We start from the raw sequence: 16,033 nt of genomic DNA, 5'->3' as shown, positions 1-16,033 counted from the left end.
ACGCAACCTGAGGGGGAGCGTTCCGCCCGATTACACCGATGCCGTCTCAAGCCGCTATGGTTGTCCGCGTTCAATGGCACAGGTTGTGGAAGTGCCAAAAAAGCTATCCAGGTAGCCGGGTGGCGAATCCGGCGTGATCCCATATGGCCATAAAAATGGTCAGGAAGTACCCGGAAACCAAACAATATCAACTGCCTTGGCCGGGCGCAGGCTTCCACTGAAAACCCACGCGAATAATCCCATGATCCGTGGTTCCGCTTTCTTTATGATCGTCATGGTTCAGGTGGTCATTCTGCACAAGCATCTCGTCAAAGGCCCAAAGGCGTTTCTTCGAATTATCGTAGAACTCCTGACTGAACATGATGTGGTCCAAGCTTTCGCGCTGTCCTTTGAACACATGCGTGTAATATACGTCGCGCGTCGAACGGTATTCCTGCATGGTTTGCGCGGTATAAAGCGCGTTGTCGGCTCCTCCCGAAGACAGAGGCGACAGGTAGGTTGGCTGTTCTGACAGAATATTGAGCGTGTTGCTTTCCTTGCCGTCATTCATGTCGCCGATCAGAACCACAGGGGTATCCGTTTTCTTTGTCAGGTTGGTTATGATCACGCGCAAAGCGGCCGCTTCGGCGGTCCTGCGCACGGTCGAGATAGCATAGCCCAGTGACGTGATATGCGGGCCGTGAACGTCCTTGTCATACCAACCCCGCTCGCGCCAAATCTGGGCCGGGCGGCGGGATTTGAAATGACAGACGAACACATGAATAACCGGTGTCCGAGGATCGGGGCGGACCTGAAAATGCATGACAGGACGGGAAAAGCCATCCAGCGCCACAGAAATATCAGGTTGCTGCGGATCATCCCCTGTCGACTGCAAAACGCATTCCTCGGGAAAATCTTCGATCCATTCTGGTTGATCCACCAGTATGTCCGAACGCACAGCGGCCGCGCATACGATCTTCTTGTTATTGTGATCCTCGGGCACCAACAGTGTATGGGTTCCAGCCAAAGACGAGTTGTCCAGCGCCGCTTGCAGCGCGTCCTCGGCCCAAAGCTCCTGCACGCCGACCACGTCCGCATCAATTCTGCTCAGCGCCTTCGCGGTAAACGCTATCTTCTTTTCATAGGTGGCCTGATCCCATCCATCTGAGTCGCCATAGATGGCCTGACCAGACAGGTGAAGGTTCAACAAATTGAAACTGGCAAATGAAATATCTCGCGCGGTCATTACTCCCTCCAAGGTATTTAGATAGAAATTTCTTTGGAACAGATCCCTCTCGAATACTCATATTTCCGGGCAGTCGGGTCCTGGTGTTAACTCTGCGGCCAGCCGTCCGAAATTCGCGGGCTTCGGGTCAGTAGCGCGGTTACATTGTATCAGAAGTTCTCCAATATTTTGCTAGAAACGCTTTTCTGTGGCAGATTTTATGAATTGGTTAAAAGGAGTTCACAGGATGGCTTTGTTTTTCTCCCGGCGCAATTACAACGCTTCAAAAAAGAAGTTCACGATAAAACCTGCCGCGAAAACCCGGTACGTCTCGATCTCACATACAAGTTCCGACGGACGCATCCGGAAAGGAGGCATCATCAAGCAAAAGAAGTGGCTTGAGATGGTGCAGAAGGCAGGAGGTGACAAAGACGTCCTGATTTACGTTCACGGTTTCAACACGTCGCAGAAGGAAATGCTGGACCGGCTGGCCAAGATCGAAAAGGGTGTGAGATCAAAAGGATATAAGGGCGCGGTCGTTGCGTTCGACTGGCCAAGCGACGGTTCTGTTCTCAGCTATGACAAGGATCGTTCCGACGCCAAGGCAGTGGCCCCTCATCTTGTGGGCGACGGAATACTGCCGTTGCTGGCCATGTCGCCGCGCCCAAAAGTTCATCTTATCGCGCATTCCATGGGGGCATTTGTTGTTTTGCGCGCCTTCTCCGATTTTGGTGACTCGGCGGGTTCTGGAAGCGGCAACTGGGGCGTCGATCAAGTCATGTTTGCATCGGCCGATGTGGATTCCGCCTGGCTCGAGAAAGGCGCGTGGGGGGGGCTGGTTCTTGGCAATCGCAGTAAACGCTTCACGAATTACTACAGCGGTCGGGACAAGGTGTTGGCACTGGCCGGCGGGCTAGTCCACGGCGGACGCGACCGCGCAGGCCATGTTGGGATGCCAACGCTCACTACCAAAGGCCATTGGGACATTTACTGCAATGAACAATACAAGCGCGACGTTCCGAAGCCAAAACGAACCAAAGTCTATTCCCATCGCTGGTGGTTCGACAGTAAAGGGTTCTTCAAGGACCTCACGCTGACCATCGGCGGTAAGGACGCCGAGTCTATGGCCACGCGCAAAAAAACCACCGGCCATGACCTGGCGTTACTGGCTTGAGTGAGCAGGGCATGCCAAATAGGCACATTCGCGATACAGTTTCTACCGTCGCTGGTCGATAGAATGATGAATGGTTCCTTACCAGTCCCCCGCACATAACGTGAGTCAGTGCATCTGAATTTGTCAGTTATCAGTTTTGGGAAGGCGATCGAACCGGAATACTTGATTGAGGCAAGCCACACCCTTGGATTTGCAGGAAGGTTCGCCACGGATAGGAAAAACAGTCTGGGAACTCGGCGATTTCAGGATTTACCCTCAAAATTGTTGCGGGCATCAAGGCGGCATCGCCGAAGGACCGGGGGACCGCCTTCGACGATCCGGCTGATTTGCTCCGCCTCAACACGCATTTGGCTACCGAGGAAAATTCGCTCGCGCAAGTGCTTAGAACTTGGGTTGCAAAAACTGGAAGTTTTCAGGATCCGAGGCCGGCGGCCAAAAAAAGGCCATCGCATAAAACGTGATCAAACCCGCCAAGATGAACTCCGTCGGTTCACAAGCCCGGTTCACCTGGGTTCTGGCCCGAAAGGTCAAACACAAAATCACATGCCTCGGCAAACTCATGACGTGGAGTTGTGGTGTTCAACCCGTGCAGTCAGAGCTCAGGTTTTCTGGGCGACATAGGTATAGTAGTTGCACGCTCCGAAGAATGTCTCCTCGTTACTGGCCCGGTGCTGCGCGGACAACCAGTCGGCGGCCTCACCTTCGCTCATATCTCCATTTCGCACGACCAGCGGAATATAGCTATCGGCCAGGTTCAGAAAGAATGAACCATTCCGGGCTTCAGCGAAAACCTCGGGCAGGAAATGCGTCAGTTTCAAGCCATGCCGCGCAAGGACTGCGGGCATCCTGCGCAGGACCAGAGGATTGGCAACCACGGCATTAAGTATCATGTTGACGACTTCACTATTGCGCGCCGCATTTCCGGCTCCGAAGGTCAAGGAGGCGTAGTCGCCGTCGAAGACAGCGACCGCGCCGCCAGGGCGCACAACCCGGGCAGCTTCTGCGATCACCGCATCCGGATCGCTGACATGGCTGACAAGTGTGTGGGCGAGCACCACGTCATAGCTGTTATCAGGATCGGGCAGAGCGTGGGAATCGCCGGTCCGGAAATTGACCCGCCCTGCAAGGCCTTCTTCGGCGGCAAGGCGAGTCGCAGCCTCGACCAATTCCGGGCTGTAATCTATTCCAGTGATCTCAGTGACGAGCCCTTCACGTGCTGCCAACGCGCGGGCGACTACCCCGGTGCCGCAACCAAGATCAAGCAACGTCTTACAGAACCCGAGGTCGATGTGTTGTAGATATGCTTCGCGCATTCTGACAAAGACCGGGTCGCGGCCGCGAAATTCCAGCCGGTCGACAATTTTTTGGAACCCTTCAGGGCCGAGACTTCCGATCGACTGGAAGATATCGTTGCCGCTCATATTGCTTTTTTCATAGTCGATTTCTCCAAAAATGCACCCCAAGGCTGATTTTGGCAGGCTTGGAAAAGACCGATTTCCCAACGCCAGCCATGTCGGATCAAGGCGTTCGGTTGGCCCGGATTAAGACAGCGCCTTAACAGGTATGCGGCTTTGGGCTTCTGTACTGCTTGCCGCAGTGTTGACGGCCAATCACGTTACAGTCGAGTAGGGCCAAATTGTCCTGCCAAAAAGGTGCCTTTCGTGAAGCCCGGAAGCTGAACGGAAATTGTGGGGTTTGCCTGCGTACAGTTCGGCCGGTGCATAAGATGCGAGCCGGGATGATGGGTGCAAACTAACTTGTTCAGATACGCAATATCCATTACTTGGCCAAACCAACACTCGACGAGCGCCACTCACTAGGCTTTCACATACGCGCGATCAAAAAGGGAACACCCAGCATGACAGAGTCAATCAAACTACTTCTTGAAGGCAACAAAGACTGGGTAAATCGCATCAAAGATGAAGACCCTGGCTTTTTTGAGCGATTGGCCGAAGGTCAGTCACCGGAATATTTGTGGATCGGATGTTCCGACAGCAGAGTGCCCGCTACAGAGATTACTAATTCTCTTCCCGGATCAATTTTTGTTCAGCGCAACATTGCAAATCTTGTGGTTCACACCGACTCCAACCTGCTGAGCGTTGCCTATTTTGCGGTTCACTATCTGAAAGTGAAACACATTATTGTCTGCGGGCACTACGGATGCGGCGGAATCAAAGCAGCAATGAGCAATGAATCGTATGGTTACTTGGACAATTGGCTTTTGCATCTAAAGGATGTCTATTCGCGCAATCGATCTATTCTGGATGGGATTGAATCGGAAGAAGAACGCTTGGACCGTTTCACCGAACTCAACGTCAAAGAACAGGTTTCGAATCTGGCAAAGCTGTCATTCATTCAAAAGGCGCGGGAAGGTGGTGAGTACCCCCGGCTGCATGGATGGGTTTATTCGGTTGGTGATGGACTTATCAAAGACTTGAAGGTTAGCCCTGGAGCAATCGAAAGCCTCGAGCCAATTTACAAGTACAACAGAGACGCCTGAGTTTAGACACCCGCAACGTCAACGTTCACGCTGCAACAGCGGCGACTGATAGCCTGATCCTCGGCAATCAGGGTTTCACCGATCAGTATCATGACTTCGAAATCAAGGCGGGCACCGCAGGTCGCACCGCCATGCACGGATCTCGCGTCGGCAAGCGCGAAGACGGTTGGGGCGAAGCCTGTTTGACGCCCCTGCCGAGCTACCTGGGCGGCAATACAGGTGCGGTCTCAGCCCCCACGCTTCCAGTAGTATCGGTTGCCGCAGCCGTTACTGTGCCTTAAAGCGCCGAAAACCCAACAAACCCATAAGCCCGCCGATCAGCAACAACCCGCTGGCGGGCAGGGGTACGGCAGATACGCTGACATTCAGATTGTCTACCCAGAACTCAGAACACCATTCCTCACACCAGACCGTATCAGGCCCAACTTGGTCATAGTCGGTATATCGAAGGGCGCTCGGAATGTTCAGCGACAGCTTCAGGCTGTCAATGTTCGCAAATGAGCTTGTGAAATTCAACACGCTCCATAGGGTAGGTCCGACCGACTGAGTAGCCACTACCGCGCCGTTTCTGATCCCCTCAAATGTCAGGTATGGAAGTGGGGCAGTGCCAGCATAAGCCCAGGCTGTGTGGGCTCGGTAGTCATCTACAGGGGCAGGTCCAGAGCCGGACTTATTCAGCAGCGACCAGCCGCGAACGTCAATCTGATTGGGCGTAAAGGACGCGCCGTTAAGAGCGCTGATCGATGACGATAGGATCCCGCTGTCATCGTGCAAGGCGAGATGATTTCCGGTCAGGTAAACGGTGCTGTAATCATAGATGAACCCGTTTGAAGTTGCTTTGCTTCCGCCCGCACTTGGATAAGGCGGGTTATGGTCGAATGTGACGGTTAAAGCACTAGCCGCGTTTGCAAGGCACACGGCGACAGCCGCTAATACCAGTTTCATGAAATTTCCCCTAATAATGCAATTAGCCTAGCCGGGGTTGTCTCATTTCGCAACTTCTTGAGTATGCAGTCTGAATCCGGGGGTTTTCGTTAGGTGTAACAGAAACTCTGGATTTTCGAGAGGCGCAAAATCAACGCAAGTGTTTGATTGCATTGGTCGGAGTGAGAGGATTCGAACCTCCGACCCCTGCCTCCCGAAGATCGGTGCAGGTGGCCAAGCTATTGATTTTTGGTCAAAGGAGCGCTGTTTTACAGGCGGTTTCTCCAATCAAACCAAGCAAGTGCAGGTTCAACAGGTTCATTGAACCAAAGAGCACTGTCTACCATGCTGTCATCTTTGCATTGAGTGCGTGATGTGATCCCATTCAGGTTTTCGTCATCCCTGCAATGTCCCGTCTCTTTCAATTGTCAAAATGTGCCCTTCTGTTACTTTGTTTCACGTTCCGCGTTCGCCACATGGTAGCGGTAATGACTGAAGTGGGACAGCAGGCGGAACACGATGGCAGAGCATAAAATCAGGAACAACGCTAAAAGTCAGAACGCAGTGGTTGAATTGGTCTCCGACCGCGACCCTGAAGCACCTCCACCGACACTCTGGTTGCTCGGAAAGACTGGTGCTGGGAAGTCTAGTCTTATTGCTCGTGCCGCTGGTGAGGGTGTTGCCGAGATCGGGGACGGCATTGCCCCTTGCACTCGCGGCATCTCCGTTATTGAGTTGCCACCCAATGAGCCCGTTCTTCGATTTATGGACACCCGTGGTCTGGGAGAGGTCGGTTACGATGCAACCCAAGATGTCGCAGCTTGCTCAGAAACCTGCGATGCCGTCTTGATTGTCGCGCGACTAGATGATCCGGTGCAGGCTGTCGTGGCAGAAGCGTTGAGAGTGGCTCAACGACGACGCCCGTCGCCGCCTGTTATGGTGGCTTTTACGGCAAGTGACCTTGTGGATCAAAGTAGGCAGCCTGCGTCGTGCGCAGCCATATTATCCGCGCTTGGATTATCTGAATCTAAAACACCCATGGTGTCGCTTTCACTCAATCCTGATGCAGGATGGGAGGAGAGTGGCATGTCAAGCCTGCTGAGTAAGCTTGCAGAATTATTACCGGACTTATCTAGCAGTCTTGCTCAACGCAATGCACGTGAAGTTGAACGTGCGGCTTTTGATGTGCTTCATCCCATGGTCCTCAGGAGAGCTGGAATGGCTGCAGCAGCAGATGGAGTGCCGTTGCCTTTGGTAGGTCCAATAGTCGGAAGTATCGCTGTTATTCCGATCCAGGTGCTTCTTCTGCGTGACATTGCTCGGTCTTACGGCGTGCTTTGGACCAAAGCACGCATCATGCGCCTTGGAGCCGCTTTGGGGGCGGGCACAACTGCTCGCATAGGTCTGGGATTGCTGGCGAGACAAGCGGCAAAGTTGATTCCCATTGCCGGCCAGACCGTAGGCGCACTGGGTGCTGCAGCTATGTCTTTTGCGGTTACATATGCGCTTGGGAGAGTCGCTGCTCGGTTCTTACATGGGGAAGCGACCGGACAACCTCCATCATCGGAAGACTTGCGTGCTCTTTTCTTAAACGCGTTGGCTGAGATCGCTGATCGTATCAAACGTGGTGAGGTCAACATCCAAAGTAAAAAGGGACAGTGAGGGTGAGCTTCTTCGAACGTCTCCGTTTGCGTATGGGTTATTGGAGGAAGGTCGCCGCACTAACGACTGTTTTCCTGCCTCTGGTCGCGTTATGTGCACTAGGAGCTGTCTGGCTGACTCAGCATGAACATTGGGTGGCTTATTTGGCCGGTTGCGTCGCACTGGCAGCTGTCGCCGCACTGTTTGCTTGGGCATCGAAATGGCGGCGCTCGGGCGCAGTTTCGCCTGAAATATTCATTGCAAGTCGCGAACATGTTGCGCCAGACATTGAATGGAACGAAGCTGAAGCAATAGCATTCAAAAAATCCTGCGGCCGAATTCAAGATGCTACCACTGTGCCATTGGCTGTTGAGGATCTGCGTGTCCTCATTGAGCAAGAGATGGGTCAGATTTCTTGTGACCTAAATGGGCCAAAGGCAGATGCTTGGGATTTTTCTGTTCCGGAAGGCTTACTTCTGACTTCACGAATAACGGGAAAGTTTCGTGGTCACGTAATTGATCATGTGCCTTTTAGCAATACACTGACAGTGCGCCAGCTACGAATGGGTTGGGCATATTCAGGGTTGGCTGCCGATTATTGGCGGTGGGGAAAACGAGCCTACCGTGGAGGCCGAGTTTTCATAAATCCGGTTGGCGGTATCTTGGCGGAAGTGCGCGACTTTTTTGGAGGTGCTCTGGTTTCCGAGTTGGGGAGTGCTGGGGTCGCTAGCCTGCAAGCCCTTCTACTTGAGGAGGTCTCGCGAAATGCTGTTGACCTGTATTCGGGTCGCCTTAAGCAAACACACGCAGAGTTGGCCGACCGAGCCGCTCGATCTGTGACAAAGCGTGGCGATATTGACTCACCTGTTTTGGGTCCACTGGCCATTGTGGTGATGGGGCAAGTCAGTAGCGGAAAGACAGCACTGATTGATGCGCTTTTGGGCGAAAGTGTGGGATTGAGCGGAGCTGAGCCGATTACAGAAAAATTCCTGTGTCACAACTTGGATTTGCACGGAATGTCCTGTCAGTTGATCGACACTCCGGGCCTTGGTAAGTCAGAAAAAAACGATGCCGAGTTGGCCGATTGGGTTGCCAAAGCTGACATGCTTCTTTGGGTGGTAGCTGCGAACCGGCCAGCTAGAGCGCCTGACCATGCTTTTCTGCAGGGTATTTCTGAAAGTTTCTCAGAAAGTCCTGAACTCGTGCCTCCTCCAATCATTTTCGCGGCCACCCATGTCGACAGATTGGTTGAAAATGAGGTTTGGCCCTTTCCGGAACATGCTTTGACGCTCAAATTTATCGAAACGCTAGAAAGACTGAAGGCACAAATTGCTGCCGACCTTAAACCTACCGGACCGTTCGTTCCAGTTGTCGCATCCGATGCACCAGATGCTGTATGGAACATTGATGAGCTAACTGATCAAATCTATGCTAATATTGATGCCGCAGCGCAGACCCAGCGGAACCGAGCACGGTTTGCAAAAGACAGCATGGGTCGTGTCATCTCTCGAAATGTGGCGCGCTTGATGCGTTTAACTGCACAGGGGGGCAAAATGGCTACTGGGCCTACCCTTAAAAGAGTCTGGCAACGTTTGTGGCAAAGGGCAGGATAGCATATATTAATCAAAATATTTCAGGTTTTTCGGGCACCGAAAAAGTTGTGTGAGTTGGTTTTTAGCTCAGGAAGATCTTGGAAATAAGCATCTTGAGATAGTTGCCCATATGTTTCTCTTTCCCGCCACACATCCCCATGCACGTCGTCGCTATAACAAAGATGTGCAGCGCATGCTGCGTAATTCCAGAGAGGATAGCGATGACCAAAAAACCGTATGGAGACACACGTATGGCGAAGTATGTCGAGCGCCGGGTGCTCGAACTAAAACCGACCAGGAGCCAGGCTGAGATCGCGGCGCAAGCCGGTTATGTGAACCAGAATATGATCACGATGATCAAGCAGGGCAGCTCCAAGTTGGCTTTGGATCGCGTTCCGGCACTGGCTATTGCGTTAGAAGCCGACCCTGCTTTCGTTATGCAGCTAGCTCTGGAACAGGCGATTGGTAGGACAGCGGCCGAGGCGGTTGTGGAAGTATTTGGCGAACCCGTCACCACAAATGAAGTTGGTTGGCTGCAGGCGATCCGTGAGGCTTCAAACAATACCGACCCCAGGATGACCAGCAGGTCACACGCGTCGATCAAAGCGATTTTTGGGAGGTGAATTTCATGACTGACCATGAGGAAGCCCTAACACCTAATGAACGCGCTTGGCTGCGCTTCCTACGAGAGGTGAGTAATAAGCAAGATCCGCGACCGACTTTGCGACGGGTGCAACTCCTTCGGCGTCTATGTGAGCCTCGGAGAGCTATTAGGTAGTCAGTATCTGCCTCTTGGTAAGGAGTTGCTGGTTCATCTTACCGCACCGGTTCCCGCGACAATGTCTAGCGGTTGCATAAGGGTGACAAAGGTTTACATCCACAACTCGCGGGATCAACGGATGTAAACCTTTGAACCAAAAAAATCTTAAGAATAGCGGTTCTCGGAGAGCATACATCCGCAGAAGGGCTAGAAAAGCTCACAGAGTGACGAAGCACAGACCAGCCAACAGCTAACATCGAAGATCACGGACACAGCTTGGGTCAGAGCACAAAGCTCCAGAGACAAAACCTCATAGAAAGCAAACACACTGTTATAGGGCAGCAAAACTATTTGGCGTCAAATTAGACAAAATGCCGACGATTGCAGTGCGTGAAAAAACAGGCACTTCAAGAAAACGGCAAAACTATGCAGCTGCTCTTGGAGCGGTTTAAGAGACATCCTAAAGTGCGATTTTTATGGAGATCTCAGCGAAGGGGAGAGCGTAGGTGGGAGTGTCCGGAGCCGATAATCTGTCTGGAAGAGTTTTATCATTCCTGATTCAAAGCTCCTTGTGTTATCATTTTCGGACCTTGGGCGAACATTTGTTGGGCCGATTTTCTTCGGCTTATGCACAATGGTTTCACCAAATTTTTTTGGCTCGATGCCATAACGTTGTGACTTCGGTAGAATGATATATTTTTCTAGGGCTACTACTCTGACGTGCAAAAACACGCGTAGTCGAAGTGCGGTCAACGCACCAATCCTCCGACGCATTCCGCGAACGTAAACCACTGATGGCAAGCACCCAAATCCTTAATGGCATTAAGCTGATCGTCGCCCTTGGAGGTTTCGCATCCAAGCCAGATCTGCTTAATGCCCTCAAATCTAGCGTATCCATCCACAAAACGCTTGAGGAGATGCTGCGGAATGATTTGCCATCAGTTAATTCTCTGGCTGAGTTGCTGGCCGAGCAAGCTGAAAAAACTATGCGGGGCTTAGAATGCGATCTGCCTATAGACGCGCCAGTTCTTTATGAGCAAATGGTAATCGCATCGTTACCTGACGCCACCGATATTATCCGAAGTGACATGGACGCACACTTGATTACGACCAAGATGATGGATGCTCATGTTGATCCCGAACATCTAACGCCAAGCATGCAGAGCATATTTCGTGCAATAACAGAGCCGGTTCTCTCCAATCTGCTTGCCGATAAGAGTTTCATTGATGATTTGGTGCCGGCATATATGGTTCGGGTTCTTCGCCGACTCAAGGATCAAGCTGATTTAGTATCAAACGTTAGTGCCAAAGTAGATGCGCTTCCGGAGCGAATTTTTGAGGAGCTTAACAAGCAACCGCATTCGGACGACCAAGAAAGAACTTCGACCCAAGATAGGCCGAGCGTATCCGTTGGAAATTTCAATATGGCCGATAAAGTCGGGGCGCAGAATTCCGAACTTTCTACAGCCATTGAGCGTGAGTTTGTCAAGTTTTTGACTGGAAAAGGACTAAGAGTTTCATCAAGACACTCCGTGCATCGAACGCTCGCCGCTCAGTTCGAAATAAATGGCAAGCTCGTCCAACAAGAGGACAAAGCAGAATTTTTCCTCGAATTGGCTCGAGACGGAGTGCTTATCGGGGCTACGTCCGTAACCGGTAGCTTAGCTCACTTTCAAAATATGTCAGAGACATTGCCCGAGGCACTATTATGTTTTACTGGCCTGAGCACGGATACGTTTTCACCCATAAATCGAGTCCATCCTACAGGTTCTATTCTTGCATTTTGGATGTTTATAGAAGCGCAGAGGCTTGCAACTTTGCAAAGAACGGAAAGCGCTATCTCAATGTTAGAGGAAGCCTTGAAGGAAGACCCATCGTTCTTTAGCGCCTTGTGGGCCAAAGGTGATTTAATGCAAAAGTCTATGGCGGATGGTGGCAATGTAATAATGAGTGAAGCACTACGCCAAGACCCTGATCTACAACAAAAGTCAATTTTCCAAGTTCAACCTAATCCCTTACCTGCTCTGGTAAGGAACTACGCACCAAAAAAAAATTGGAAAAAGTTGGCCGCAGGATTGGAAATGGCCGCTACAACATCTGATGAATATGGAATTTCGGTTTATGCGTGGCGAGTTTGTTTGGACACTCTCGCAGTTCACGTGGTATCCGCTGACAGCGTTTTTGGCGAAAGTATTTCGGAAATAAGGGAGCGAGAGAAGGCGCTTTTTGCAATCAATGGCGCCCCTTGGAATCGTGATGCCTTTGATAGGCTTTCGCCCTCTGGATATCTAGTTTCTCGAGGGCAGACAATTCATACGAAGCGCAATAATGCGGGTTCCGGTATCTTTTTGATCGATCAGGATGGACCAAAAATCCAGTATCGTGAGGACGAAACTGGCTGTGAGATTATAGAGGGATTGCAGTCTGGGCCAATTGTTGTCGAACCAGATGGCACAGAAGGTATTAAGGTGGAAAACAACATTCGGGCTGCGAGGAGTGCTGTTGGCATAGTCGATGAGCACACTTTACTCTTCGTGCTTGCTAGGGGTGGGTTAAGTCTTCGCGAGCTTTCCACAATCCTGTCTCCAGAAGGGATTGATCTTGGCCTCAGTTGCACCGCCGCTTTGAACCTCGATGGTGGACCTTCTACGCAAGCGTCGTTTACGGAGGCCGGAGTCCCAAAAACGATAGAAGGTGTTTGGCCTGTTCAGTCTGCAATTATCGCGTGTGAGAAGTGAAAGAGGCCGACACAATGCGGTTTTGCCAAAACCTTGCGAAAGGCACCCGAGAATAGAAACGTCATAGAACAACACAGCAAAAACTGTCAGCCATCAAGAGAGCAGCTTCATTGAACCCTCGAGGCGTCGTTCCGCATTTTCTGCAATCGCCCTAAGTCTTTCGTGCCGAGTAGGCTCACTAGCAGCGGCGTTCACTGTTAACTGCATCGTCAAATTCCAACCCTTTTTTGCGGTGAACCTTTACAGGACTGAGCGGAGCGAAGGAACGACTGAGTGCGAAGCCCGAGTGTTTAGGTGCTTGTCCTGAGAATGAATATGAACAGGCCGATGGAGGGAAAGTCCCACCCACGCACAGGGGAACAAGCTGGAAAGGCACTCCAAAGAGGCGTGGGCAGGACTGTGTGCCCATGGAGGCAGGCACAAAGTAACAAGTAGAGCGGGGGACTGAGTAGACAAAGGGACGGAATGTCCTACCCAGATTGTCACCCGGACACGAAGAAACCCGCCAAGGAACTTAATCCAAGGCGGGCTAGGCTCACAATCAGAGCTTTCTCATTAATCTTCTTTAGGATCGAGCAGGCCAGATCATCAGCCTTGCCCTTGTCGGTGATGGTCTCGGAGGAATGGAGCTCCAGATGGACGCAGCTTTTACGTCACCCCTGCGTCGCTCGGGAAGCTTAGAATGAACCAGGAGTAACACAGCGGCGAGGAATGGCTGGTTCGTCCTACCTCGTCGGATCCCGCGACAACGTCAAAAGGTTGCATAAGGTTGACAAAGGTTTACTTCGCGCCGGCTGGGATCGACGGAATGTAAACCTTATACCTCTCAAAACAGCCGATTTCGGGCCAAAAGGTTTACACTAAATTTACATTAAGTTGACAGATCCGGGCCGAAATCAGGATTTTTCCGAAGATATGTAAACCTTTGAACCAGACAAACCCATAAAAGCAACGGTTCTCGGGAAACACATATCCGAAGACAGGCCAGAAAAGCGCGCACAGCGACGAAACACAGGCCATCTAACACCTGATACACAAACAAACACGGACGCTACTCAGGCCAGCGTAGAGAGCTCCTGAGAGAGAGCTTTATAGAGAGCAAACACACTAAAGCAGGCCAGGCAGTATTTCGAGCGTCACCGGAGAGAAGAAACCGACGATTGCTCATACTACGGAAATAGCTACACCTAGAGAGAACACACCCTAAGAGAACGGACAAACATAAGAGCACTCTAGAGAGAGAATGCCTCTATTGAGAGCGCATGTGCCTAGAGAGAACAGGCGAGAGTGTGTAGAGGGCTAATCGTAGGGAGGAGTGCTCAGGGGCGGCACCCAATTTGCGATTGTGTTTAGGAGACCTTCTGTATGCTCCGTTGCTTCTAAGTGCTCATTGGGAAGCTGGTAACTTGCGGTGAAGCGTATTGAAGGCTGCACCTTGATTGTATGTGCTGTTTTTCCTTTATAAGTTCGTATGACGACTTCAAGAGAGTAGCTTCATTGAACCCTTGAGGCGTCGTTCCGCATCTTCTGCAATCGCCTTAAGTCTTTCCTGCCGAGTTGGCTCATTAACAGCGTCGCTAACCGGTATGGGCCTGCTCTCGACAGGGCGATCGGACTCTTCATTGTTCGACCGGCTTGGAACGTTTTTCGGTGTAAGCGGATTCTTAGATTTTGCCATTGCCCCTAACTCCTAGCCTCATCGAAAATAGAGTGATGATTGTTTTCTGGCAACCGCCCGGAGATCAACACCAGCAACACAGGCGTGTCGCCCCTTCGCACCAGTCTCGCGGTCGTATAACTTGCAGTTCGTTACGCCCAACTGGGCGGGTCAAAAAACTACTCGGGGGCCAGGAGTTGGACAAACTGTCAGTCATGCAAGCTTTTCGCCGCATCGTTGAACGCGGCAGCTTTGCCCGCGCGGCGGAAGACCTTGGTGTTTCTCCCGCGCTTCTCAGCAGAGAAATCAAACTTCTGGAAGAAAGTCTGGGAACCGTCCTACTGACCAGAACGACCCGATCCATGTCACTGACCGACACCGGCAGCCTTTATTACCAGGACGCAATTGGAATCCTCGACGCAGTCGAAAAAACGGAGCAAACCATTAGGGAAGGTTCAAAAGCGATGCGTGGGCACCTTCGGGTGAATGCGTCAAGTTCCTTCGGCCAAACCGTTATCGCACCAATGCTTCCAGAGTTCTTGGAAACCTATCCAGATCTGCGATTTACTCTTTCGATGGACGACAAGGTGATCGATATGGTCGAGGGCGGGTTCGATTTATCGATACGTATCCGCGCTGCCATGCCGGATTCGGCACTTGTTGCTCGACGGATCGGCGTGATGCGGCAAAGAATATTTGCGTCTCCTGACTATTTGGAGCGATGCGGGACGCCGACCCAGCCGGCGGATCTGAAAAGCCACGCTATCATCGGCTTTTTGCTTGCTGATCATTTGACGAGCTGGAAGCTCTCGGCCGCCAACGGTGTCACAGCACTAGAGCTTGATCCGCGCGTGCGGGTCGGCAACAGCCTGGTTTTGCGGGATCTGCTGATAGCGGGGCAAGGTATCGGAACACTGCCCGAGTTCGTCTCTGATGCTCCCGAAGCCAGTGGGGCCTTAGTGCGAGTTCTTCCTGACCACGAACTGCCCGCGCCAGAAGTATTCGCCGTTACAGTATCTCGCTTGGGAGTGGATGCAAAGGTCAAAGCCTTTCTTGATCATCTGCGCTTGGCTCTCAGGTCGTGACATTGTTCAATCCAGGTAAAGAGTGATGTCAAAGAGCGCGACTTAATTGGCGGCGCAACAAATTCCATTCTCTCAGGGAACAAGTCACAGCCCTGAGAGGTTCCTTATGTCACGTATTCTCGTTCTCTACTATTCAAGCTATGGCCACGTCCGCGCATTGGCCGATGCCGAGGCTGAAGGCGCCAGAAGTGTTCCCGGCTCCGAAGTCGACATTCGACGTGTGCCCGAAACTGTCCCTGAGGAAATCCGCCAGCAGGCTGGCTATGTCGTCGATGATACGCTTATCGCCTTGCCGGCAGATCTGGAAAACTATGACGCAATAATTTTAGGAACGCCGACCCGATTTGGCATGATGGCCGGCCAAATGAAGTCGTTCCTGGATCAGGCGGGCGGGCTTTGGGCCAGGAATGCTCTGGTTGGTAAGGTCGGAGCGGTGTTTGCATCAACAGGTTCGCATCACGGTGGGCATGAAGCCACACTTCTGACAACGCAAGTCCCGCTTCAACATTTTGGGATGCTGATTGCCGGAATGCCCTACACATTTGCTGGCCAGACTACATCAGAAGATATCATTGGCGGCGCACCATATGGTGCCGGAACGATCGCCGGTGCTGATGGTTCCCGCACACCTACCGAAACCGACCTGGCAGGAGCGCGGTTCCAGGGCGCTCATGTTGCAAGGATTGCAGCGTGCCTCGCTGGATCAAACCTGCAAGCGGAAGCAGCTTAACCCGCGCGCCTCTGAAGTCTCACTCAAA

General features: G+C 51.9%; 12 protein-coding genes. 8 read left to right on the top strand and 4 right to left on the bottom strand.

Going from position 1 to position 16,033, the window contains the following annotated elements; all coding sequences use genetic code 11:
• Window positions 1–187 precede the first annotated feature (187 nt).
• Window positions 188–1,225: an endonuclease/exonuclease/phosphatase family protein gene (locus tag ACR0J2_RS16465; RefSeq protein WP_480813261.1), complete on the bottom strand. Its 1,038-nt coding sequence runs from the start codon at window positions 1,223–1,225 to the stop codon at window positions 188–190.
• Between the two features lie 226 nt (window positions 1,226–1,451).
• Here ACR0J2_RS16465 and ACR0J2_RS16460 point away from each other — a divergent pair, with 226 nt between their 5' ends.
• Entirely contained in the window at window positions 1,452–2,378 is a 927-nt protein-coding gene (locus tag ACR0J2_RS16460) for an alpha/beta hydrolase (protein ID WP_480813260.1), read from the top strand.
• Between the two features lie 599 nt (window positions 2,379–2,977).
• Here the strand turns inward: ACR0J2_RS16460 and ACR0J2_RS16455 are convergent.
• The gene (locus ACR0J2_RS16455; RefSeq protein WP_480813259.1) at window positions 2,978–3,799 is read right to left on the bottom strand and encodes a methyltransferase domain-containing protein; all 822 of its coding nucleotides are present in this window, start codon (window positions 3,797–3,799) and stop codon (window positions 2,978–2,980) included.
• A 437-nt stretch (window positions 3,800–4,236) separates the two neighbouring features.
• Here ACR0J2_RS16455 and ACR0J2_RS16450 point away from each other — a divergent pair, with 437 nt between their 5' ends.
• Window positions 4,237–4,878: a carbonic anhydrase gene (locus tag ACR0J2_RS16450; protein ID WP_170808283.1), complete on the top strand. Its 642-nt coding sequence runs from the start codon at window positions 4,237–4,239 to the stop codon at window positions 4,876–4,878.
• A gap of 2 nt (window positions 4,879–4,880) precedes the next feature.
• Here ACR0J2_RS16450 and ACR0J2_RS16445 read toward each other — a convergent pair whose 3' ends face one another.
• Window positions 4,881–5,015, bottom strand: coding sequence for a hypothetical protein (locus ACR0J2_RS16445; protein ID WP_480813258.1), 135 nt, complete (start codon window positions 5,013–5,015; stop codon window positions 4,881–4,883).
• A gap of 130 nt (window positions 5,016–5,145) precedes the next feature.
• The gene (locus tag ACR0J2_RS16440) at window positions 5,146–5,823 is read right to left on the bottom strand and encodes a hypothetical protein (RefSeq protein ID WP_480813257.1); all 678 of its coding nucleotides are present in this window, start codon (window positions 5,821–5,823) and stop codon (window positions 5,146–5,148) included.
• Between the two features lie 498 nt (window positions 5,824–6,321).
• Between ACR0J2_RS16440 and ACR0J2_RS16435 the strand changes: the two genes are divergently transcribed.
• The 6 genes from ACR0J2_RS16435 to wrbA all read left to right on the top strand — a co-directional run bounded on the left by ACR0J2_RS16435 (window position 6,322) and on the right by wrbA (window position 16,005).
• Window positions 6,322–7,464 carry a YcjF family protein gene (locus ACR0J2_RS16435; protein WP_480813256.1) on the top strand — a complete coding sequence of 381 codons (1,143 nt, stop codon included), beginning with the start codon at window positions 6,322–6,324 and terminating at the stop codon, window positions 7,462–7,464.
• Between the two features lie 2 nt (window positions 7,465–7,466).
• Window positions 7,467–9,056, top strand: a complete 1,590-nt coding sequence (locus ACR0J2_RS16430; protein WP_480813255.1) for a GTPase family protein — start codon at window positions 7,467–7,469, stop codon at window positions 9,054–9,056.
• 230 nt (window positions 9,057–9,286) lie between these two features.
• Window positions 9,287–9,658 (top strand): XRE family transcriptional regulator, encoded by a 372-nt coding sequence (locus ACR0J2_RS16425; protein ID WP_480813254.1) that lies wholly within the window; start codon window positions 9,287–9,289, stop codon window positions 9,656–9,658.
• A 931-nt stretch (window positions 9,659–10,589) separates the two neighbouring features.
• Window positions 10,590–12,533: a phosphodiester glycosidase family protein gene (locus ACR0J2_RS16420; protein ID WP_480813253.1), complete on the top strand. Its 1,944-nt coding sequence runs from the start codon at window positions 10,590–10,592 to the stop codon at window positions 12,531–12,533.
• Between the two features lie 1,872 nt (window positions 12,534–14,405).
• Window positions 14,406–15,275 (top strand): LysR family transcriptional regulator, encoded by an 870-nt coding sequence (locus ACR0J2_RS16415; RefSeq protein WP_480813252.1) that lies wholly within the window; start codon window positions 14,406–14,408, stop codon window positions 15,273–15,275.
• A 106-nt stretch (window positions 15,276–15,381) separates the two neighbouring features.
• Window positions 15,382–16,005 carry an NAD(P)H:quinone oxidoreductase gene (gene wrbA / locus ACR0J2_RS16410; RefSeq protein WP_480813251.1) on the top strand — a complete coding sequence of 208 codons (624 nt, stop codon included), beginning with the start codon at window positions 15,382–15,384 and terminating at the stop codon, window positions 16,003–16,005.
• The last annotated feature ends 28 nt before the right edge of the window (window positions 16,006–16,033 follow it).

Source organism: Ruegeria sp. CG4, assembly GCF_056537185.1.
Note: the sequence above shows the minus strand (reverse complement) of the source record. Positions and strands in the feature narration are given on the sequence as shown.

Excerpts from the sequence above, each read along its gene's own strand:
- ACR0J2_RS16450 (WP_170808283.1), top strand. The coding sequence starts at position 4,237 with ATGACAGAGTCAATCAAACTACTTCTTGAAGGCAACAAAGACTGGGTA.
- ACR0J2_RS16465 (WP_480813261.1), bottom strand. The coding sequence starts at position 1,225 with ATGACCGCGCGAGATATTTCATTTGCCAGTTTCAATTTGTTGAACCTT.
- ACR0J2_RS16440 (WP_480813257.1), bottom strand. The coding sequence starts at position 5,823 with ATGAAACTGGTATTAGCGGCTGTCGCCGTGTGCCTTGCAAACGCGGCT.
- ACR0J2_RS16420 (WP_480813253.1), top strand. The coding sequence starts at position 10,590 with ATGGCAAGCACCCAAATCCTTAATGGCATTAAGCTGATCGTCGCCCTT.
- ACR0J2_RS16415 (WP_480813252.1), top strand. The coding sequence starts at position 14,406 with ATGCAAGCTTTTCGCCGCATCGTTGAACGCGGCAGCTTTGCCCGCGCG.
- wrbA (WP_480813251.1), top strand. The coding sequence starts at position 15,382 with ATGTCACGTATTCTCGTTCTCTACTATTCAAGCTATGGCCACGTCCGC.
- ACR0J2_RS16460 (WP_480813260.1), top strand. The coding sequence starts at position 1,452 with ATGGCTTTGTTTTTCTCCCGGCGCAATTACAACGCTTCAAAAAAGAAG.
- ACR0J2_RS16435 (WP_480813256.1), top strand. The coding sequence starts at position 6,322 with ATGGCAGAGCATAAAATCAGGAACAACGCTAAAAGTCAGAACGCAGTG.
- ACR0J2_RS16425 (WP_480813254.1), top strand. The coding sequence starts at position 9,287 with ATGGCGAAGTATGTCGAGCGCCGGGTGCTCGAACTAAAACCGACCAGG.
- ACR0J2_RS16455 (WP_480813259.1), bottom strand. The coding sequence starts at position 3,799 with ATGAGCGGCAACGATATCTTCCAGTCGATCGGAAGTCTCGGCCCTGAA.